Below are 20,104 nucleotides of genomic sequence, written 5' to 3' on the forward strand. Positions count from 1 at the left end.
GTTAACTTTTTGCCCTTATTTCGGCCGCCGGGATGAATTTTAACGAAATGGAATTGACGCAATGCCGGGTGTTCTTCGCCGTGAAGCCTTCGCCCAAAAATACGTGTCCGAGGTGCGCACCGCATTTAACGCATTGAATCTCTGTACGCATGCCGTCAGGGTCGGGGAGGCGTTTTACTTTACCGGCAATCTCCTCGTCGAAGCTAGGCCAACCACAGCGGGCGTCAAATTTTGTTTTTGACGTATAAAGAGGCTCATTACACCTTGCGCATATGTAGACTCCCTCACCCATGTCTTTCACGTATTCACCACTATAAGGCCTTTCGGTACCCTTATGGACGATAATCCTTTCCTGTTCCGCGCTTAATTTATTATAGCCCGCGCGGTCCGGAGAAAGGGTTGTATTATTATTTGCAAGTGTTCCGTGCTTTTCGGCTTTCGGCTGACATGACGTTGCAAGACCAGCTATCAGGCAGATCGCTGGAAGTATATTTTTTAAGTTGAGCATCGCGGTTTTGATGTATGTACGAAGAAAACACGTTTAAGGGATTTAAAATTTTTCATGGTTTGCATTATGACATCTGCATGACCCTTCACAGCAGGCGTAATATCTAATGTAAGATTAAAGATGGGATATTGTTTATCCCATTTAAGTTTTTATTTTTAGTTTTTATCACCCTAAACCAAACAGTATTATATGATTACCAAAAAATTAATGATTGTATTTATGGCGACAGTGCTCGTGTCGTCTGGGGGATTTGCCCAGGTCAAACCCATTATTGGTGTTGCCGGCATTTCTCATGAATCTAATTCTTTTAATGTTCACAAAACCCCAATCGAAGACTTTAGTGTAAAAATCGGCGAAGATAAGAATGAAAGAGCTAAGAAATTTTTTGCAGGTGCTAGCGCGAAAACTACTACTGCAGGTTATATTGAAGGTGCAAAGCGCTTCGGACTGGAACTTTATCCCACAGTGGTGACGGGCGCCACTCCAAAGGGACCAGTAACCGATCAGGCTTTTAACGCATTGATGAAAGAGATTATCACTGATCTAAAGGCGGGTCCTAAATTGGAGGGAATATTGCTCGCACTTCATGGTGCAATGATCGTGGAAAGCTACCCAAGCGGTGATGAAGAAATAGTGAGGAGAGTAAGAGAAGCCTTTGGCAAAGATATGCCGATCGTGGTAACGCACGACTTTCACGCGAATATTACCCCAAAAATGATCGAGTTGTCCAATGTGCTGATTACCTTCAAAGAGAATCCCCATTTAGACACCTATGAGCGTGGCTTACAGGCTGCCGAAGTGATGTCAAAGATCGTAAAAGGTGAGGTGAAACCTGTTCAGAGCATTGTAAAGCCTCCTATGATTTATAACATAGCCTTTCAAAACACCTTCTCAAAACCTCTGATTCCTATTGTTGATGCAAGTAAGGAACTTGAAAAGAACCCTAAAGTGCTCGCAGTTAGCGTTTCAGGAGGTTATCAATATGCTGATGTGCCGTCAATGGGGCCCTCCATTGTAGTGGTTACGGATAATGATAAGGAACTAGCTGACAGGGAAGCCAATCGCTTAGCAAAAATGATGTGGGATACTCGCGAGCAAACTCGTTTAAGCAACCCGTCCCCGAAGGACGCTGTGAAAATGGCAATTCAGCATGAAGGAAGACCTGTTATTTTGATCGACATGGGTGACAATATTGGCGGTGGTTCAACCGGTGATAGCTCTTTCCTTCTTGAAGAACTTATTAAGCAGAATGCACAGGGCTGGGCCATGGTAATTGCCGATCCGGCTGCTTATAAAGTGGCAGAGAAAGCGGGGGTAGGAAATTCGTTTGATTTTGAAGTTGGTGGGAAAACGGATGCCCTGCACGGCAAGCCGGTAAGGATCAAAGGACAGGTAAGGTCTTTGAACGTGGGAAGATATCTTGAGACTGAGGTAAGGCATGGTGGTGGCAGATATTGGAATATGGGCCATACCGCCGTAATCCAGGTTGAAGGATCAACTTTGGATGAGCCAAACCTTTTATTGCTGACAACTCAGCGCGCCAGTCCAAATAGCGCACATATCTTTACCTCAAACGGAGTTTATGTTGAGCGTCAGAAAATGTTGGTAGTTAAAGGAGCCATTGCCCCAAGAGCTGCTTACGAGCCGTTTGCATCTGTACTTCTTTCTGTTGACAGCCCGGGTGCGACAGCTATAAACCCAACATGGTTTAAATATTATAATATCCGGGAAGGCTTATTTGGGATAGAAAAGTCGAAACGCTAGCTAACAAAGGTTTATGCTTTGAGCTAAGAACGGCAAATGATGACTTGCTTATCTTAGCTCAAAGTTAAAATTCGTTACTCCGGTTTTGCCACAATGACTTTTTTTGAACTAAAATCGCTTTCAGTTTCTTCATCCAATACATTGTCTTCCACCGGTTTTTTCCTCCAAAGATTTGCAAGGAACGAGCCTGAAATATCCATCCAGGTACCGAATATTGCCGGGTAAAGGCCCATAGTGGCTGCTCTTCCCAATTCTTGCGCTATACCGGCAGCCATTCCTCCGTTCTGCAGCCCCACTTCAATAGCAATAGTTCTGCTGTCGCGCTTATTTAGCTTGAAAAGTCTGCCGCCCCAATACCCCAAAAGGAATCCCATGGCGTTATGAATAAAGGCAGCTAAGAAGAGGAAAAAGCCCATCGATAAGAGGCTGTCGCGTCCGGCAGCAACGATGACGGCTATAATAAAAACGTTGGCTGCCATGGCAATGACAGGCATTGAAGCATTTAGCCACGCACTTCTGCTTCCCAAAAAACGGTTATAAACAATTCCGGCTATTAGGGGCAGGAAGATCATTTTACTGATACTCAGTATCATTGTAGACACGTCTATTGGAATAAACTGACCGGCGAGCCTCTCCATTAATAAGGGCGTTACCAGCGGTGCCATCAATGTGGCAAAAGAGGTCAGTGTGATGGATAACGCAAGATTGCCTTTCGACAGGAAGTTCAGGATGTTAGAAGATACCCCACACGGTACGCAACCTATAAGTATCACTCCAGCAGCAATTTCAGGTGGAAAATTAAATACCTGGGTTAAACTCAATGCGACAAGGGGCATAATGGTAAACTGCAGCACCAACCCAACTAATACACCTTTAGGCATCTTCAGAACGCCTGCGAAATCTTTTATACCCATGGTAGTGCCCATTCCGAACATAATGAGCTGGATCAGGGGTACAATCAGATTATCTGTTTGGTAACCACCAATGCTGGTAATATACTCAGGATAGATCATACTTATGGTGGCTGCCGCTATTACCCAAATGGTAAACGAAAAACCTTTTAGCAATTCAATACTGTTCATGCCGATAAGGAAAAGGACAAAGAACAAAATAATCAGGGGGGTCGCAATGCCCGGCTTACCCAGATAATAGAAAAGAACGCTACCCAATAGGATGAGCCCCGAAAGATTCAGCGAAACTTTTGTTAATGATTTAACATTCATAATTGTGTGGTTTAGGTTGTGCCCATGAAAATAGAAAAAAAATCTAAAGGGAGCAGTAAGGAGGAGATAATGTTGGCAATTACGGAATTTTATACCAGCAATGCTTACAAAACGATATGATTTGGAGAATGAAAAAAGCCTGATACTTTAGCATCAGGCTTTATCGTAATGTGTTGATCGCTTTGGTGAACTAGTCTTCTTTGCTTCCTCTAGCAGACTGTCCGGCGTAGGTAACTTCGGCGACCGAATGCGGAGAGCTAGGGATTCGAACCCCAGGAACCTGTAACAGTTCAACAGTTTTCAAGACTGCCGCAATCGACCACTCTGCCAGCTCTCCGGGGGCAAAAGTACAAAACCGTGCTTAATCTGCAAACAAAAAACGCATTTTTTGAGTTTCAGCACGTAACTCACAGAAACTGAACGGGAAAATCTGCAGCAATACTATTTATTGGGCTTACTTTCCAATCTTTCTTCTACCGGAGCTGATTTAAACGTGTTGAATTTAGGCTTAACGATTCGGATGCTTCTCTTGGAGAGATCAATACTCGCGTTAAGTTCAAAACCTACAAGTATTATAAGGGAATTTAGATATAACCAGATCATAAGGACAATCAGGGTGCCAATGGAGCCATACAGTTTATTGTAGTTGCCGAAATTATTAATGTAGAAGGAAAAGCCCCAAAACGTCAGTATTGCAAGGATTGTAGCCATCCAGGAACCTGCGCTAAAGAATTTCCATTTCTTGGGGTGTGCCGGTCCGTAGCGATAAAGAATGGAAATGGTGACGAAATAGACCACTACAAGTATAAACCATCGGCCGGCATTTAAAACGTATAACCAAAATGCGTCTTTAAAACTTAATTCACTCTTAAGCAGATTCAAAACGTATTCTCCGATAGTCATAATGATTAATCCAAAGATCAAGGCAAAGGAGATCAAAACCGTCAGGTAAAGAGCAACAAGCCTTTGTTTGAGCCAGGGCCTGGTTTCGATGAGAAGAGACGATTTATTGAAGGCCTGCATTAGCGTGTGTACACCATTCGTGGCGAAAAACAGAGCAAGAAGGAAACCGAATGACAAGAGCCTCGAGTTCTGGTTGTTGACAATATCAAGCAGCGTGGTTTTGACAGCATCGAATGCCTCCAATGGCAATACCAGCGCGATCAGATCCATTAGCTTATTCTGGAAATCATGTATCGGTATATAAGGTATTAGCGTGAATAAAAAAATTATCGCGGGAAAAATAGCCAGCATGAAATTATACGCCAGCGAAGAAGCCTTATTGATCAGTTCGTCTTTGCCGATCTCCTGGAAAAAAAAGGTAGCTACTGTATAAACAGGCAAGGGGCTGAATCCTGGCAAGATCATTACCTTAGTCCATTCAATGAACAGGTAATAAGGTTTGACGTTAAGCAGAAGTTTATGCAGCCAGAGCATATCTTTAATTAAAATGGATCTTTATCTTATCTAAAAAATCGTCAGGAGGAAGGCAGGGCCGGTTTTTTTCCTGATTAATAAAGACAAGCATAGTTTCCCCCAGGTTGATCAGCTCTTCTCTTTCATTAAACAATTCATAACGAAAATGGATCCTCACCGAGGGCATAGCTTCCATAACAACTTTTACAGTTATTTCCTCATCATATAATGCAGGTTTGATATACTTGCATTTCAGTTCGGTGACCGGCATAATTATGCCAGAAGCCTCCATAGCCTTGTAGGTCAAACCCAAGCTTCTAAGCATCTCAACGCGGCCTACTTCATAAAATTCAGCGTAATTACCATAATACATATAACCCATCTGGTCAGTGTCTGCGTATCGTACCCGGATTTTAGTAGAATGGACAAACATTACTTCTTAATATTTCTTTCGTTCAAGGCCTGCTGAAATTTCCTGGCGTTGATAGTGTGTTGAGCCAAGTTGGTTGCAAAGTTGTGGTAACCGGAAAAGTCTTCTTTAGCACACATGTACAGGTAATCGTGGTTAGCATAGTTTAAAACAGCATCGATCGCACTAATGCTGGGCATCCCAATGGGACCCGGGGGCAGACCTTTATACATATATGTGTTATACGACGAGCTGATCCGAAGGTGCTTATTTAAAACCCGCCTGATAGTAAAGTCCTTAGCCGCAAAGATCACCGTCGGGTCGGCTTCGAGCTTCATACCCTTCTTTAAACGATTGATATATAAGCCGGCGATTACCGGCATTTCTTTGTCCATAAGTGCCTCACCATCAACAATAGACGCAAGGATACTTACATTGATTGGGGAAAGTTCTATTTTTTCGGCGCGTGCCTTTCTTTCCTGAGTCCAGAACTTGTTATATTCATCATACATCCGGGTGAAGAACTTTTCGGCAGAAGTATTCCAATATATTTCATATGAGTTAGGGATAAACATCGTGTAAACATTGTCGGTATTAAACCCGTATTTCCCGACAAAGGCTGCCGAATCTAATAAATGGCTGATAGATGCCGAATCGGTTTCAATCTTCTTAGAAACCATTCCTGCAAGCGTTTCTTTAAGCCTGACATTTTGAAATGCTATTTTAACAGGTTCCTGGTTCCCAGCCTTCAGCATATTTATGAAAGACCGATTGCTCATGCCTTTCGTCAACCGGTATTTTCCAGGCTTCACTTTGCCGGGGTAATCCATATTATCGGCAGCATTCCGGAACGAAATGCTGTCCTTCACGACCTCGTCCTTTCTAATACTTTCATAAACATCATCAAAGTCTGATCCGGTCCTGATATAAAGGTAATTAGTGTTATCAGTTACATTTGGACCGAAATACTTCATGTAATAGTTAAAGGCAGTGCCTGCCAGCATTATCAGGAATAGAATACCCAGAACAATGAAAATCTTGGATTTGAAACTTAATTTATTGGTTTTGCTAGTAGCCATGCTATTGTTTTGAACTATTTGTTTTTAGCTTTTGAAGTGATAATAAGCCGCCCGTTAAATTACGAACATTCATATATCCATATTGTGCCAGCGCCTGCTTTGCTGTTGCGCTTCGTAAACCCCTCTGACAAATCACCACGATCTCGTGGCTTTTATCAAAGCCGAGATCATCAATTTCTTTCAGCAGCAGGCTCAGTGGAATGTTGACGCCACCAAGATTAAATGTCTGAAATTCGAGTTCTTCGCGCACGTCGATAATAATGAAGCGATCCGGCTCCTTATAACGCGTACTGAACTCTGCAGCAGAGATATCCATGGAATTAGTTAATTTCCTAAGACTACATCAATTTGCGTACCGATACTGACCTTGCTAAGGGTATCACTGATAGCAGGGAATTGTCGAATGATCCTGGCACTGACAGAATCTCTTACCACACCTTCGTAGGTTACTTGTCCTAATACCAGGGAAGAACCCAGAAGCGATAATCTTGCTTCACTCAGGTTAAGACCCAGCAGGTTGGGGATATCTACCTCGCTCGCACCGAGGCCATCGCCAAGAATCAGGTCTATTTTCGATCCTTTTGGTACTTGCTGCCCTTTGGTAATTGTATTTCCTCCAAATGATGAGCTAATAATAACGTCGCGGGCTACGTCAGAAACGTAGGATGTATCTCCGATCTTCAGCTGGTAGTTGTTTAGTATCGACCTGACTTCGAGATAGGTTTTACCGGCAATATCCGGGAACTTGATATTCGGCGCGTCCCGGGTGATAATCAGATATATAGTACGGTTGGCTTTGACGTTGGTATTCGGATCGGGGTCCTGTTCGACCACTATTCCCGGCGCTTTATCTATAAGATATACGGAATCGTTGATCTGGTATCTTAAGCCCCCGGCCTCCAGCAGCTCAATCGCTCTTTCAACAGTAAGCCCCTTTAGCTTGGGTACCGGCATTCCTTCACCATGATGAGTATAAAAACCAAGGCTATAGAATATAATAAGCAGGAATGCCGTAATAGATATTGCCGCTATGATGAGGTTTTTACGAAAGGTCCTGGTCTTTAAGTAATCAAAGAATTTGCTCATTAACAGCTGGCTTAAGATTTATTAAAAGGTTCTCTGCAGTGATTATGCTGTTCTATAGAGCAGCATAAAGTATCCAAAAATAATCCAAAATTCGGCAATAGTGAAAGAATAAATATTCAGACCATTTCCGGTAGAATTGTTTTTTGCAATATATTTGAGCGATGAATAAGACAATAGCTTTAGTTACCGGCGGGTTTACAGGTGAATCTGTAGTATCATTTAAAAGTGCCGCCTTCGTAGAATCTCAGCTAGACCGCAGCAAATATGAAGTATATAAGATAGCTGTGCTTAAGGAAGGGTGGTATTATGAAGGCCCCAACGGTGTAAAACACACGGTCGACAGGAATGATTTTACTCTAATGCTGCATGGCAAAAAAGTACATTTCGATGCAGTATTTATTATGCTACACGGTTCTCCAGGTGAAGACGGCAAGCTGCAGGGTTATTTTGACCTGTTAAATATCCCATATACCAGTTGTGATGCGTTGACTTCGTCTTTAACAATGAATAAGGGTTATTCCAAGGCGATAGTAGATGGTATATCTGGGCTTCATATTGCGAGGTCGGTTCAGTTGTTTGAGAATTCAAACCAGGACTCAGGGCAATTGTTAACCTCCCTGAAGCTGCCACTGTTCGTCAAACCTAACAATGGCGGAAGTAGCATTGGCATGAGCAAGGTTAAATCTTCAGATGAGCTGCCGGCTGCTCTTGATAAAGCTTTCAATGAGGATTCGCAGGTTCTGGTTGAGGAATTTATTCAGGGAAGAGAATTCTCCATCGGAGTTTATAGTGGAAAAAATAGTATTACGGTACTTCCTGCAACTGAAGTGATACCTTCTAACGACTTCTTTGATTTTGAAGCTAAATATACCCCTGGTGCCACCGAAGAAATTACACCCGGCCGGATGAGTGATGAGGAGAAATCCAGAGTGGAAAGGATCGTGAAGGATATTTATATTAGACTTAATTGCCGCGGAATGGTAAGAATCGATTATTTCCTTCAGGACGGTACGAGTAATTTTTATTTTGTGGAGATTAATACGATACCCGGTCAGACTGCTCAAAGTTTTATACCGCAACAGGTAAAGGCCGCCGGAATGAATATCGGAGAATTTTATGGAGAATTGATCGAGAAAGCTTTAGAGGGGTAATCAGTAATCAGTAATCAGTAAGCGGTAATCAGTATTCAGTGCGAACGTACCGTGACTATTAAATAGTTTTTGATTGATGAATACCCATCACTGTTTACCCGGCGCAGCCACTGATTTACTGATCACTAAATCGAATACTTCCCAATCATCTCTTCAGATACCAAAACTCCTTTCCCTGTTTTGGTATCGATCATAACATAGTCGAACCAGCCGTCACATGAAACTTTCCCTGTTTTCAGGTTTACGATCTCAAATCTAACCCTGCATCCTTTTGGACTTATCGTTTCGATACCGGTTTCAACCGTAAACATGTCACCAAGACCTAATGGACGCTTGTAATCTACATGAGCGGTTCGTACAACCCAGCCATATCCCTGCTCAAGGAAAGTTTCCATTGGCATCTTATAAAAGACTTCCATTTGTTCGTATCGGGCTGCCAGCACATAGTCGAAATAAGTACTATTATGCACATGATTGAACATATCGATATCATCAGGGCGGACTTTGAACTCGGTTTTAAAGCGGCTGTATTTTGGGAGAGTTTCCATTGGATACGAAATTCGGGGTAATTATTGGGAATTGGAAATTTGACGAGAGGCGAGAAGCATAAGAAAGATTTCCGCCCAGCATCCTATGAATCTTACAATCCTATAAATCCTATTCCTCTTTGAACTTACATATCTTAATCCTATCTTTGCATCCAATTCAATTAATTATTTACGCTTTAATATTATTCAGGTAATGTATTTAAGTACAGAGTACAAGGCAGAAATTTTTGCCAAGCACGGAAAAGGTGCCACAGACACAGGTTCTGCAGAGGGGCAAGTGGCATTATTCACTTCACGTATTGCTCATTTAACCGGGCATTTGAAGAAAAACAAGAAGGATTTTTCTACACAATTATCTCTTCAGAAATTAGTAGGTAAACGTCGCGCTTTATTAGCATATCTTTACAAAAAGGATATTAACAGGTATCGTGCGATTATCAAAGCATTAGAGTTAAGAGATATTATAAAATAATCTTAGCAAATTATTGCGAAGCCATCCTTTACTTGGGATGGCTTTTTTACTTTATTAGAAATAAACCAATATAAAAAAGGTATACTCAAAAGAGGAAAAGTATACCGCTATAAACCAATGAGTTATAACGCAATAAAAAAATCATTTGATCTTGGCGATGGCCGTATGATCGAGATCGAAACCGGTAAGTTAGCTAAACAAGCTGACGGTTCGGTAGTAGTGAGAATGGGAGACACGATGCTCCTTGCAACCGTAGTTTCTACAGTAGGCGCTAAACCTGGAACAGATTTCCTGCCATTATCGGTTGATTATCAGGAAAAATATGCTTCTACAGGACGCATTCCCGGCGGGTTTTTACGTCGTGAAGCACGGCTTTCAGATTATGAAGTCCTGATCTCGCGTTTAGTTGACCGTGCCCTTCGTCCGATGTTCCCGGATGATTATCATTCAGACACCCAGGTGATGATCTCTTTGATATCGGCTGATAAAAACATCATGCCCGACTGCCTTGCGGGCTTAGCAGCTTCTGCAGCGATTGCAGTTTCTGATATCCCTTTCAACGGACCAATTTCCGAAGTTCGTGTTGCACGGATTGATGGGAAATTCGTTATCAATCCTTACCTGAGCGACCTGGAACGAGCAACTATTGATTTCCTTGTAGCTGGCACAGAGCATGATATCGTGATGGTGGAAGGCGAAGCTGATGAAATTTCTGAAGAGGACATGGTTGCTGCAATTGAATTTGCACACAAGGCAATCGTCGTTCAGGTTCAGGCTCAGAAGGAGCTTGCTGAAATGGTTGGTAAGACCAAAAAACGTGAGTACAGCCATGAGTCACATGATGAAGAATTAAAGAAAGCTGTTTATGCAGCTACTTACGATAAGGTTTATGCAATAGCTAAATCTCAGTCAGCGAAACACGAAAGAGGAGACGCATTCGGAGCCGTGTTAATGGACTTCATTGCAACCCTTGGCGAAGATCTGGATGATACAACCGGATTCCTTGCAAAAAAATATTTCCACGACGTTCAATATGATGCCATCCGTAACCTTGTACTGGACGAAGGGATTCGTTTAGACGGCCGCGACGCGCGTACCGTGCGCCCGATCTGGAGCGAAGTTGGTTATTTGCCATCTGCGCACGGATCTGCTGTATTTACAAGGGGAGAGACACAGTCTTTAACAACTGTGACATTGGGCGCTAAGTCTGATGAGCAGATGATCGACGGTGCGTTCTTTAACGGTTATCAGAAATTCTTATTACACTATAATTTCCCGGGTTTTTCAACCGGCGAGGTTCGTCCTAACCGTGGTGCCGGACGCCGTGAAATCGGCCATGGTAACCTTGCAATGCGTTCCCTGAAAAAGGTACTTCCAGGCGATGAAAACCCATACACCATACGTGTTGTATCAGATATCCTTGAATCCAATGGTTCGTCTTCAATGGCTACAGTATGTGCGGCTACACTGGCACTGATGGACGCCGGAGTCAAGATCAAAGCACCTGTATCAGGAATTGCTATGGGACTGATCACTGACGAGAAGACAGGCAAGTACGCGATATTAAGTGATATCCTGGGCGATGAAGATCATTTGGGTGACATGGACTTCAAGGTTACCGGTACTGAAGCAGGTATTGTAGCTTGCCAAATGGATTTGAAGATCAATGGTTTGAAATGGGAAGTGTTAACTGCAGCTTTGAAGCAGGCAGGTGAGGCACGTCTTCATATTTTAAATGAAATGAAGAAAACTATTTCTACTCCTCGCGAAGACTACAAGCCACACGCACCACGTATCGTTACCCTGAAAATTGATAAAGAATTTATCGGTGCTGTTATAGGCCCCGGCGGTAAGATCATTCAGGAAATGCAGCGTGAAACCGGTGCAACTATTGCTATCGAAGAAAAGGATAATCAGGGCATCGTACAGATCTTCGCCGATAACAAAGATGCTATCGATAAGGCGGTAGGCCGAATCAAGGCAATTGCTGCAAGGCCTGAGGTTGGTGAGATCTACGAGGGTAAAGTTAAGACGATCATGCCGTTCGGTGCTTTTGTTGAGATCATGCCTGGTAAAGACGGCCTTCTTCATATTTCAGAAATCGACTGGACCCGCCACGAGACAATGGAGGGTGTTCTGAACGTAGGTGACATTGTTCAGGTTAAACTTCTGGATGTAGACAAACAAGGAAAATTAAAGCTTTCACGCAAGGCGTTACTTCCCCGTCCTCCACGGCCAGAAGAAACTAAACCTGCTGAAGCTTAATTTTTAAAGGTTAAAATTATATAAACCTGATCAGATTCGTTTGATCAGGTTTTTTTGTTTATTTCCCGCTCAACCCCTTTAATTTCTGTCAAAGTCGTAAATTTATCCCATGAAACATCTCATTGCTCCTTCTGTACTCTCTGCTGACTTTGCGAACCTACAGACCGATATTAAAATGATCAATCAAAGCGAGGCTGATTGGTTCCATATAGATATCATGGATGGGATGTTTGTTCCTAACATCTCTTTTGGCTTCCCGGTATTAAGCGCGATCAATAAATACGCTGAGAAACCTTTGGATGTCCATTTGATGATTATGGATCCGGACAGATATTTGCGGGATTTTAAAAACTCCGGCGCTGCAAATATTACAGTCCATTATGAAGCATGTACACATTTGCATAGAACCCTGAGCGCGATTAAGGATCTTGGTTGCAAGGCTGGGGTAGCTATCAACCCACACACTCCTGTTAGTGTTCTTGAAGATATTATTCAAGATGTTGACCTGGTTTGTATTATGTCCGTTAACCCCGGTTTTGGCGGGCAGAAATTTATTGAAAATACCTACAAAAAAATTCAAGCTTTAAGATATCTTTCCAGCGAAAAAAATAATTCATTGATGATAGAAATTGACGGCGGGGTGGGCATGCAAAACGCCGCTTCGCTGCTTAAAGCCGGTGCGGATATACTTGTGGCGGGCAATGCAGTTTTTGCAGCGAATGATCCATCAGTTGCTATATCTGAATTAAAGCATCTGAATATCGATATATTAACTTCGTAGGCTTAATGTGAAGCGATCATCACAACCTTTCTTCCGTCAAGGTTTTTACTCGCAAGCTGGCTTCAGTTTCATATTATTTTTCAATCTTTTTCTTTGTTCTCTACTTTCTTTTGCACAAGAGTTTTCCTCCATTAAAGGTACCGTCCGCTCATCACGGGGAGAATTATTAAGCGGGGTTACAGTTCTGGCAACACAATCAAGGATCATTACTCAAACAGATGATGAGGGAGCATATCTAATTAATTCTGTGCCACTGAATATTACCCTGACGTTTAGCCGGCTTGGATATAAAGCTGTGACAATTGATCTGGGTCTTCTCCCTTCCCGCGAAAATATACAGGATATCATTTTGTCGCCTGAAGTACAGTCCTTAGACGAAATCAATATAACCGAAAAGTTCAGCGGCAGCAACTTTAAGCTGGTAGAACCAGCCAAGTTTAGTGCATATCCGACTGTTTCAGGAAGCTTTGAAAGTTTGATTAAAAATATGCCCGGTGTGTCGGCTAATAACGAGCTGAGTTCTCAATATTCAGTAAGAGGGGGGAATTTTGATGAAAACCTGCTGTATCTTAATGATATCGAGATATTCCGTCCGCTGTCTATCAGCAAAGGCCAGCAGGAAAGTCTTGGTTTTATCAATCCGGATATGGCTTCAAACGTGAGGTTCTCAGCTGGCGGTTTTGAAGCCCGTTATGGTGATAAATTATCGTCTGTGCTTGATGTACGTTATTCGAGGCCGGATAGTTTTTCGGCAGAGGCCTCGGCAGGCTTTTTAGGCAGCTCTGCTACGCTAAAACTTCCCTTCAAAGGGAGCTACGTTTTAGCTGGGGTAAGAAATAAGCGCAATCAGGATCTGCTCGAAAGGCAGAATTTAAGAGGAAATTATAAATCGAAATTTTCGGACTACCAGCTACTTTATAGACAGGATATAGGCACGAAGTTTAACGTTTCTTTATTTGGGAACTACAATACCGGCGAGCTTGATGTTGTTCCCGGAGAACGCGAAACAGAGTTCGGAACCTCGGACGAGGTGCTAAAACTGTATGTAAATTATGACGGGTTGGAAGCTACCAAATATAAAACAGGGGTTGCTGCCATAACCTTCGCTTACAATTTCTCCAATAGCTCCGCCATTAAATGGATCAGCTCTGTGACTGGTTTAAAAGAGTCTGAAGATACGAAGCTTTTAGGCTGGTATTCATTTGACGAGCGCGATGGAGGTCTTGATGGTGGTAGTAACCCAAGCTTGCTTGGGAGAGGCTCGCAATATGATTTTACAGAGAACAGGGTGAAATCCGTCATCTATAATTCAGAGTTGCGGATATACAAGCAGTATAAGAGGTCGTTTCTTGAAATGGGAGCGAGGTTTCAAAACGATCGGATCAGAGACAATATAAACGAGTATGTCGCCCTGGATTCGACATCATTTTCTTCACCAGGCGGCGGTAATTGGATATATTCAGACATTATTGATGAAGAGACTGATATTAGTATTAACAGGATAAATGGCTTCCTTCAGAATACCTTCAGCCTAAATCCGTATTTAACTTTTGCTGCAGGCATAAGAGCAAACTATAACTCCTTTACAAAGGAAACTCTCATAAGCCCCAGATTATCATTTATGTATTATCCTGGAAATTCAGAACGGTTTCTTTTGCGCTTTTCCGGTGGCTCATACGTTCAGCCTCCGCACTATAAAGAACTGAGAAATTATGATGGCAGCCTGAACCCGCGTGCAAAATCCCAGCGTTCATTTCAGCTCCTGAGCGGTGCTGATTATAAGTTCAATGGACTAGGTACCAAACTGAAATTCACATCTGAAGTTTATTATAAGTTTCTGTCAAGGTTGACACCCTATAAGACCGACGACCTCAAGGTCAGATATTTCTCTGATCAGGAGTCAAAGGGTTATGCTGCAGGTGCGGACTTTAGCCTGAGCGGAAATTTCGCGCGCGATTTAGAATCAACTTTCCGGCTTTCTTATATGAAGACAGAGGAAGATATTAAGGATGATTTTTATTTGACCGGTGGGCCAGGAATTCCCGGGGCAGCCGTTAGGCCGGGATATTTAAAACGTCCCACAGATCAAAGGATCAATCTCGGAATATTGTTTCAGGATCGCCTTTTGCAGAACCCTACCTATAAAGTCCACTTAAACTTATTATTTGCTTCAGCGCTGCCCACTGGTCCGGCCGGATCGCAACGTTACCAGGATGTTTTTAAGATTCCAGCATATAAGCGGGTAGATATCGGATTTTCTAAAGATTTTGCTGACCAGGATAGTCGGAGAATACCCGCATTCATAAAAAAATATTTTCAGTCGCTAAGCGCACATGCCGAAATTTTCAACCTTTTAAATAACAAGAATACGGCTTCCTATCTGTGGTTAAAAGACGCCAGGTCGGTTCAATATGCTGTGCCTAATTACCTCACTTTTAGAAAATTCAATTTTAGGATTATTGCAGAGCTGAAAAGCCGCTAAAATATTCTGACGATTTGTTATTAAGGGCTTAAAATCCTCCAATGTGTCGAATTATTCTGCTATTTTTGCGCCAACAAATCTTAATATCATGACACATAATTTTGGTGCAGGTCCCTGCATTCTACCACAGGAAGTTTTTAAACAAGCATCCCAGGCAGTACTTGAATTTAACGGCACGGGCTTATCCATTTTGGAGATATCCCATCGCACTCCCGAGTTTGAACAGGTAGTAGACGAAACCGTGCGTTTAGTTAAGGAACTTTTAAATGTTCCTGAAGGGTACTCGGTAGTGTTGCTACAGGGCGGGGCCTCCATGCAATTTTCTATGGTTCCGCTGAATCTGTTAGGTGAAGGGCAAACTGCTGCTTACCTGGACTCTGGGGTATGGGCAAGTAAGGCCATCAAAGAGGGAAAGGTTGTTGGAAACGTGAATGTTGTTGCTTCCTCGAAAGACGCCAATTATACTTACATACCAAGGGATTTTGAAATCCCTGCAGATTCTGCATATTTTCATTATACTTCTAACAACACGATCTATGGAACGGAATTGTTTGAAACACCGAAAACCTCAGTTCCGGTTGTTTGCGATATGTCGTCCGATATTATGAGCCGTGTTATAAATGTCTCTGATTTTGACCTGATATATGCCGGAGCGCAAAAGAATATCGGACCGGCAGGAGTAACCGTCGTTATTGTTAAAGATAGTATTCTTGGTAAAGCAGGTAGGAAGCTTGGATCGATGCTCGACTACCAAATTCAGGTTGAAGGCGGATCAATGTATAATACGCCGCCTGTATTTGCCATATACGTGTCCATGTTAAATCTTCGCTGGTTGAAATCAAAGGGAGGCATCGCGGAGATAGAACGCGAGAATATCGCCAAAGCTGAAGCGCTATATAAGGAGATCGACCGCAATCCATTATTCAAAGGAACCTGTAAAATTGAGGACAGGTCACGGATGAATATCTGTTTTGTAATGGAAGATCCTGAATTAGAAAAGCCTTTTCTGAAATTTGCAGAAGACAGGGATATAATTGGAATAAAAGGCCATCGTAGTGTAGGAGGTTTCCGGGCTTCCATGTACAATGCGCTGCCAATTACCAGCGTTCACGCGCTGATAGATGCAATGCAGGAATTTGCTGAGAAGCAACGTAATTAAAAAGAAGTTTATCCTGATTCTGATGGGCAGTTTCATGCATATTAAACTAATTATTAAAACAGGTAACACAAATAATTTTATATCAATTAATTACAAAACATATGTTTCGCATACTCGCCAATGACGGCATAGATCCTATAGGTAAAGAATTATTAGAGAAAGCTGGTTTCGTCGTGGATACTGTTCACATTCCTCAGGCGGAGCTGGTGAATGGGCTTAAGAACTACGATGGTATTACAGTTAGAAGCGCCACTAAACTCCGGCAAGATCTCCTTGACGCGTGCCCTAACATTCGTTTGATAGGACGCGGCGGAGTAGGTATGGATAACATTGATGTTGATTATGCGCGCGGGAAAGGTATCGCAGTTGTTAATACCCCGGCGGCATCCTCACTTTCAGTGGCCGAGCTGGTCTTTGCCCATCTCTTTACGGGTATCCGTTTTCTGCAGGATGCAAATCGTAAGATGCCCCTGGAAGGCGGAACCCGGTTTAATGACCTGAAAAAAGCTTATGCGAAAGGAATTGAGCTTCGGGGGAAGAAGATCGGTATCATTGGTTTTGGCCGCATTGGCCGCGAGACTGCCAGGGTAGCGCTCGGACTGGGAATGGAAGTTCTCGCGTACGATCTGTTTGAAGTACCTTCTGAACTCGAAATTCAGTTAGCGGGAAATATTCGCGTTACCTGCCCTATAAGAGCATTGAGTGTAGAGCAATTGATTAAGGAAGCAGACTTTATTAGCCTTCACGTGCCGTTTTCTGAGAAGCCTGTGCTCGGCAAGGAAGAGTTCGCCAGAATGAAAGATGGAGTTGGGGTGGTTAACTGCTCGCGTGGGGGGACAATCGATGAAGAGGCTTTATTGGAAGCGTTGGACTCGGGAAAGGTTGCATTTGCCGGACTGGATGTATTTGATAACGAACCAACGCCACGTCAGGCTTTGCTTGCTCATCCAAAGGTATCGTTAACTCCCCATATCGGCGCATCAACCAATGAAGCACAGGAGCGGATCGGTACGGAACTTGCTAACCTTATAATAGATTTCTTTAAAACAGTAAAGGTGTAAATTCCTTTAAGGGTTTGCATCTGTCATTATTTTAAATGCCAAGAATCAAACCATTTAATGGAATACGACCTAATCCCCGTTATGCGGGAAAGGTAGTATTAGATATTGAAAACTTAAGCCTTCAGGAGGCAAAGATTATCCGGCAGGAAAACCCATATTCCTATGCGAATATGCTGGTTCCCAAGCTGGATAATCTTTTTTTAAGAGGTTCTAAAAACGAACTCGCTTTTAAGAAGATAAATGAAAATTTCGACGACTTTCTTGACAAGGAAGTCTTGGTGCGGGATACCAAACCCTCAATATACGTTTACCGAATTTCCGACAGTGAAAAAAGCCAGACCGGCATCTGGACTGTCACCCATGTAGACGACTATCTGAATGATCGCATAAAAAAACACGAGTTAACCCGGCCTGAACGGGAAGTTGTGCTGACCGACTACCTGCAACAGACAGGCATTGATGCAAATCCGGTACTAATCACCTATGAACCGGATAGGAGAATAAATAATTTCATAGAAAAAGTATGCAAGACAACTTCCTGTCTGTCATATGAGAAGAATAAGTACCGGCACGAGCTTTGGAAGGTTGAAGATGAACAGGATATTGCAATATTAAGCCGGGCTTTTGAAACCATTTCGACTGCGTACATTGCTGATGGACATCATCGCGCCGCCGCAGCTGCAAGATTATCGATCAATCAACGGCAGCTTCAGAATAGATATAACGGTGATGAGGAATTTAATTATTTTTCTTCGGTCTATATGGCCTCTGATCAACTCCGGATATATCCTTTTCACCGGCTTGTTAAAGATCTGAACGGCTATACTGTAAGTATGTTTCTTAAGAGGCTTTCGTGTGATTTTGTCGTACAGAAATCAGAAAAAAGTGTGATGCCGTCGGAATTACACGATTTCGGAATGTACCTGGATGGAATATGGTATCATCTAAGGGCACATGAAGAACTCTATCTCGGCGGTGGAGCAGTCTCGGAGCTCGATGTAAGCATACTACAGGATTATGTTTTATCCCCTCTGTTGCATATCGACGACCCCAGAACAGATAAAAGGTTAGTTTTTTCGGGGGGGATCTTAACTGCTGACGATTTAGTAAAACAGGTAACAGAAAATGATTATGCAGTTCTTTTCACCCTATTTCCTACTTCGACAGACCAACTGATGAAAATTGCCGATATGGGAGAAGTTATGCTTCCAAAATCCACCTGGTTTGAACCTAAGTTTCAGGCCGGTTTATTGGTACACAGGATAGGGTAGGCGTAGGTTAAGAATTACCGGTATTTTATAAATCGAGGGAATAACATTTTCCCTTAACCGCTATCTCGGCATTATATCCGTTTTCCATAAGCGTCTGTTTAAAACTCTCCATTGAAGAGATCTCACCATGAACAAGGAAAACCTTCCCGAGCCTGTCCTTATCCTGTTGCTTTACAAAATTCACGAGATTATTATGATCGCCGTGACCGCTAAATAAGTCTGTTTGTTTGATTGTAGCGTAGACAGATAATTCCCGGTGCCTGATATTTACGATAGGATCGCCGCGTAGCAATCTATGGCCCAGGGTTCCTTTAGCACAGTATCCAATAAAAAGGATCGTGCAATAGTAATTTGATATATTATAATATAAATGATCCTGTATCCGTCCCCCCTCCAGCATGCCTGCAGACGAGATTATGATGCAAGGTTCATAATAATTCGAAATCGCCTTGCTCGCATTCATATCCTGTATATACTCCAGGTTCTCAAATTCAAACTCGTCGCCTTTTAGCCGGTAAAATTCCTGTGCTTCATGATTTAAAAGAGAATGGTGTTTTCTGAAAATATCGGTTGCATAGGTTGCCATTGGGCTATCTACAAATACTTTCACTCTGGGCAACAATCCTTTGGAAAATATCCTGTTCAGTGAATAAACCAGGGCCTGGGTGCGGCCCACGCTAAAGGCCGGAATAATTAGCCGGCCGGGTGATTTTACACAAGCTTCGTTAACTGTTTCTGTAAGCAGTTCATCAACAGTCTGTGTTGCCTGATGCCGGCGGCCTCCATAGGTCGACTCACAAACCAGGTAATCAACCTGGGGTAAGTCTTCAGGGTCGTTCAGGACGGGGTAGTTTTTACGACCAATGTCGCCGCTAAATGCGATAGTCTTATCCTTTCCATTTTGTTTTACAGTCAGTACCACGGCCGATGCCCCTAACAAGTGGCCAACAGGTACGAATGTGACGCTGATCTCTCCATTGATCAGAAAGGGCCGGTTAAAAGCTATTGTCACGAAGCGATCAACTGTTTCCATAACATGCTTCTGAAGATAAAGAGGTTTTGGCCCGGAATTGAATCCTCGTTTACCTTTACGGATCTTGCGTTGTTTGTTAAGGAAGATGTTTACTGAGTCGAGGAGAAGAAGTTCCGTCAGGTCGGCTGTGGGGGGTGTGCAAAGGATTTGCCCGTTAAATCCGTTCCTGACCAGTGTGGGGAGGTTTCCGGAATGATCAATATGTGCATGGGTTAGGACGACAACATCAATTTCAGAAGGTGAGAAAGGAAAGTATTCATTCTCTTCAATCCAGGTATCCTTTTCGTAATCCAGCCCGCAATCTATCAGGATCTTATAATTGTCAATTTCGAGCAGGTGCATGCTTCCAGTAACCTGTTGCGCAGCACCCCAAACAGTTAATTTCATAATTGGCTT

18 protein-coding genes and 1 tRNA gene are annotated in these 20,104 nt (G+C 42.8%); 9 read left to right on the forward strand and 10 right to left on the reverse strand.

The annotated features are described in order from the left end of the window. Position 1: 1 nt before the first annotated feature. Positions 2–508, reverse strand: a complete 507-nt coding sequence (locus tag P2W76_RS05760) for a methionine-R-sulfoxide reductase (RefSeq protein WP_276346616.1) — start codon at positions 506–508, stop codon at positions 2–4. Between the two features lie 189 nt (positions 509–697). Here P2W76_RS05760 and P2W76_RS05765 point away from each other — a divergent pair, with 189 nt between their 5' ends. Then, a complete protein-coding gene (locus P2W76_RS05765; RefSeq protein ID WP_276346618.1) occupies positions 698–2,272 on the forward strand; it encodes a M81 family metallopeptidase in 1,575 nt (524 codons plus the stop codon). A 74-nt stretch (positions 2,273–2,346) separates the two neighbouring features. Here P2W76_RS05765 and P2W76_RS05770 read toward each other — a convergent pair whose 3' ends face one another. The 7 genes from P2W76_RS05770 to P2W76_RS05800 form a co-directional block, all read right to left on the reverse strand. Next, entirely contained in the window at positions 2,347–3,495 is a 1,149-nt protein-coding gene (locus P2W76_RS05770) for a bile acid:sodium symporter family protein (RefSeq protein WP_276346619.1), read from the reverse strand. Positions 3,496–3,745: 250 nt separating this feature from the next. Beyond that, positions 3,746–3,832: transfer RNA gene (locus tag P2W76_RS05775), tRNA-Ser, on the reverse strand. A 104-nt stretch (positions 3,833–3,936) separates the two neighbouring features. Then, on the reverse strand, positions 3,937–4,932 hold the full coding sequence (locus P2W76_RS05780; protein ID WP_276346621.1) for a YihY/virulence factor BrkB family protein: 996 nt from the start codon (positions 4,930–4,932) through the stop codon (positions 3,937–3,939). 4 nt (positions 4,933–4,936) lie between these two features. After that, positions 4,937–5,344: a thioesterase family protein gene (locus P2W76_RS05785; protein WP_276346622.1), complete on the reverse strand. Its 408-nt coding sequence runs from the start codon at positions 5,342–5,344 to the stop codon at positions 4,937–4,939. Further along, positions 5,344–6,399: an endolytic transglycosylase MltG gene (gene mltG / locus P2W76_RS05790; protein WP_276346623.1), complete on the reverse strand. Its 1,056-nt coding sequence runs from the start codon at positions 6,397–6,399 to the stop codon at positions 5,344–5,346. Before mltG ends, P2W76_RS05785 begins: the two co-directional genes overlap by 1 nt. A gap of 1 nt (position 6,400) precedes the next feature. After that, positions 6,401–6,715 (reverse strand): rhodanese-like domain-containing protein, encoded by a 315-nt coding sequence (locus P2W76_RS05795; RefSeq protein ID WP_276346625.1) that lies wholly within the window; start codon positions 6,713–6,715, stop codon positions 6,401–6,403. An 8-nt stretch (positions 6,716–6,723) separates the two neighbouring features. Beyond that, entirely contained in the window at positions 6,724–7,485 is a 762-nt protein-coding gene (locus tag P2W76_RS05800; protein WP_276346626.1) for a PASTA domain-containing protein, read from the reverse strand. A 161-nt stretch (positions 7,486–7,646) separates the two neighbouring features. On the opposite strand from P2W76_RS05800, the gene P2W76_RS05805 reads away from it, so the two are divergent. Then, a complete protein-coding gene (locus P2W76_RS05805) occupies positions 7,647–8,636 on the forward strand; it encodes a D-alanine--D-alanine ligase (protein WP_276346627.1) in 990 nt (329 codons plus the stop codon). Between the two features lie 125 nt (positions 8,637–8,761). On the opposite strand, the gene P2W76_RS05810 is transcribed toward P2W76_RS05805, so the two are convergent. Beyond that, positions 8,762–9,184, reverse strand: coding sequence for an acyl-CoA thioesterase (locus tag P2W76_RS05810; RefSeq protein WP_276346628.1), 423 nt, complete (start codon positions 9,182–9,184; stop codon positions 8,762–8,764). Positions 9,185–9,377: 193 nt separating this feature from the next. Here P2W76_RS05810 and rpsO point away from each other — a divergent pair, with 193 nt between their 5' ends. The 7 genes from rpsO (at position 9,378) to P2W76_RS05845 (ending at position 18,675) form a co-directional block, all read left to right on the forward strand. Beyond that, positions 9,378–9,656 (forward strand): 30S ribosomal protein S15, encoded by a 279-nt coding sequence (gene rpsO / locus P2W76_RS05815; protein ID WP_079702292.1) that lies wholly within the window; start codon positions 9,378–9,380, stop codon positions 9,654–9,656. A 117-nt stretch (positions 9,657–9,773) separates the two neighbouring features. Continuing rightward, complete coding sequence (gene pnp, locus P2W76_RS05820; protein WP_276346630.1) at positions 9,774–11,921, forward strand: polyribonucleotide nucleotidyltransferase; 2,148 nt, start codon at positions 9,774–9,776, stop codon at positions 11,919–11,921. A gap of 109 nt (positions 11,922–12,030) precedes the next feature. After that, a complete protein-coding gene (rpe, locus tag P2W76_RS05825; RefSeq protein WP_276346631.1) occupies positions 12,031–12,702 on the forward strand; it encodes a ribulose-phosphate 3-epimerase in 672 nt (223 codons plus the stop codon). A 7-nt stretch (positions 12,703–12,709) separates the two neighbouring features. Further along, the gene (locus P2W76_RS05830; protein WP_276346632.1) at positions 12,710–15,184 is read left to right on the forward strand and encodes a TonB-dependent receptor; all 2,475 of its coding nucleotides are present in this window, start codon (positions 12,710–12,712) and stop codon (positions 15,182–15,184) included. An 88-nt stretch (positions 15,185–15,272) separates the two neighbouring features. Further along, positions 15,273–16,343, forward strand: coding sequence for a 3-phosphoserine/phosphohydroxythreonine transaminase (gene serC, locus P2W76_RS05835; RefSeq protein ID WP_276346633.1), 1,071 nt, complete (start codon positions 15,273–15,275; stop codon positions 16,341–16,343). Between the two features lie 101 nt (positions 16,344–16,444). After that, positions 16,445–17,404 (forward strand): D-2-hydroxyacid dehydrogenase, encoded by a 960-nt coding sequence (locus P2W76_RS05840; protein ID WP_276346635.1) that lies wholly within the window; start codon positions 16,445–16,447, stop codon positions 17,402–17,404. Between the two features lie 35 nt (positions 17,405–17,439). Continuing rightward, a complete protein-coding gene (locus P2W76_RS05845; RefSeq protein ID WP_276346636.1) occupies positions 17,440–18,675 on the forward strand; it encodes a DUF1015 domain-containing protein in 1,236 nt (411 codons plus the stop codon). A gap of 25 nt (positions 18,676–18,700) precedes the next feature. Here P2W76_RS05845 and P2W76_RS05850 read toward each other — a convergent pair whose 3' ends face one another. Next, the gene (locus P2W76_RS05850) at positions 18,701–20,095 is read right to left on the reverse strand and encodes an MBL fold metallo-hydrolase (RefSeq protein ID WP_276346637.1); all 1,395 of its coding nucleotides are present in this window, start codon (positions 20,093–20,095) and stop codon (positions 18,701–18,703) included. Positions 20,096–20,104 lie beyond the last annotated feature (9 nt).

It is taken from the genome of Daejeonella sp. JGW-45 (genome assembly GCF_029360805.1).
Taxonomy (GTDB): Bacteria; Bacteroidota; Bacteroidia; order Sphingobacteriales; family Sphingobacteriaceae; genus Daejeonella.

Coding starts and splice junctions, on each gene's coding strand:
- P2W76_RS05760 (WP_276346616.1), bottom strand. CDS start 508: ATGCTCAACTTAAAAAATATACTTCCAGCGATCTGCCTGATAGCTGGT.
- P2W76_RS05765 (WP_276346618.1), top strand. CDS start 698: ATGATTACCAAAAAATTAATGATTGTATTTATGGCGACAGTGCTCGTG.
- P2W76_RS05770 (WP_276346619.1), bottom strand. CDS start 3,495: ATGAATGTTAAATCATTAACAAAAGTTTCGCTGAATCTTTCGGGGCTC.
- P2W76_RS05780 (WP_276346621.1), bottom strand. CDS start 4,932: ATGCTCTGGCTGCATAAACTTCTGCTTAACGTCAAACCTTATTACCTG.
- P2W76_RS05785 (WP_276346622.1), bottom strand. CDS start 5,344: ATGTTTGTCCATTCTACTAAAATCCGGGTACGATACGCAGACACTGAC.
- mltG (WP_276346623.1), bottom strand. CDS start 6,399: ATGGCTACTAGCAAAACCAATAAATTAAGTTTCAAATCCAAGATTTTC.
- P2W76_RS05795 (WP_276346625.1), bottom strand. CDS start 6,715: ATGGATATCTCTGCTGCAGAGTTCAGTACGCGTTATAAGGAGCCGGAT.
- P2W76_RS05800 (WP_276346626.1), bottom strand. CDS start 7,485: ATGAGCAAATTCTTTGATTACTTAAAGACCAGGACCTTTCGTAAAAAC.
- P2W76_RS05805 (WP_276346627.1), top strand. CDS start 7,647: ATGAATAAGACAATAGCTTTAGTTACCGGCGGGTTTACAGGTGAATCT.
- P2W76_RS05810 (WP_276346628.1), bottom strand. CDS start 9,184: ATGGAAACTCTCCCAAAATACAGCCGCTTTAAAACCGAGTTCAAAGTC.
- rpsO (WP_079702292.1), top strand. CDS start 9,378: ATGTATTTAAGTACAGAGTACAAGGCAGAAATTTTTGCCAAGCACGGA.
- pnp (WP_276346630.1), top strand. CDS start 9,774: ATGAGTTATAACGCAATAAAAAAATCATTTGATCTTGGCGATGGCCGT.
- rpe (WP_276346631.1), top strand. CDS start 12,031: ATGAAACATCTCATTGCTCCTTCTGTACTCTCTGCTGACTTTGCGAAC.
- serC (WP_276346633.1), top strand. CDS start 15,273: ATGACACATAATTTTGGTGCAGGTCCCTGCATTCTACCACAGGAAGTT.
- P2W76_RS05840 (WP_276346635.1), top strand. CDS start 16,445: ATGTTTCGCATACTCGCCAATGACGGCATAGATCCTATAGGTAAAGAA.
- P2W76_RS05845 (WP_276346636.1), top strand. CDS start 17,440: ATGCCAAGAATCAAACCATTTAATGGAATACGACCTAATCCCCGTTAT.
- P2W76_RS05850 (WP_276346637.1), bottom strand. CDS start 20,095: ATGAAATTAACTGTTTGGGGTGCTGCGCAACAGGTTACTGGAAGCATG.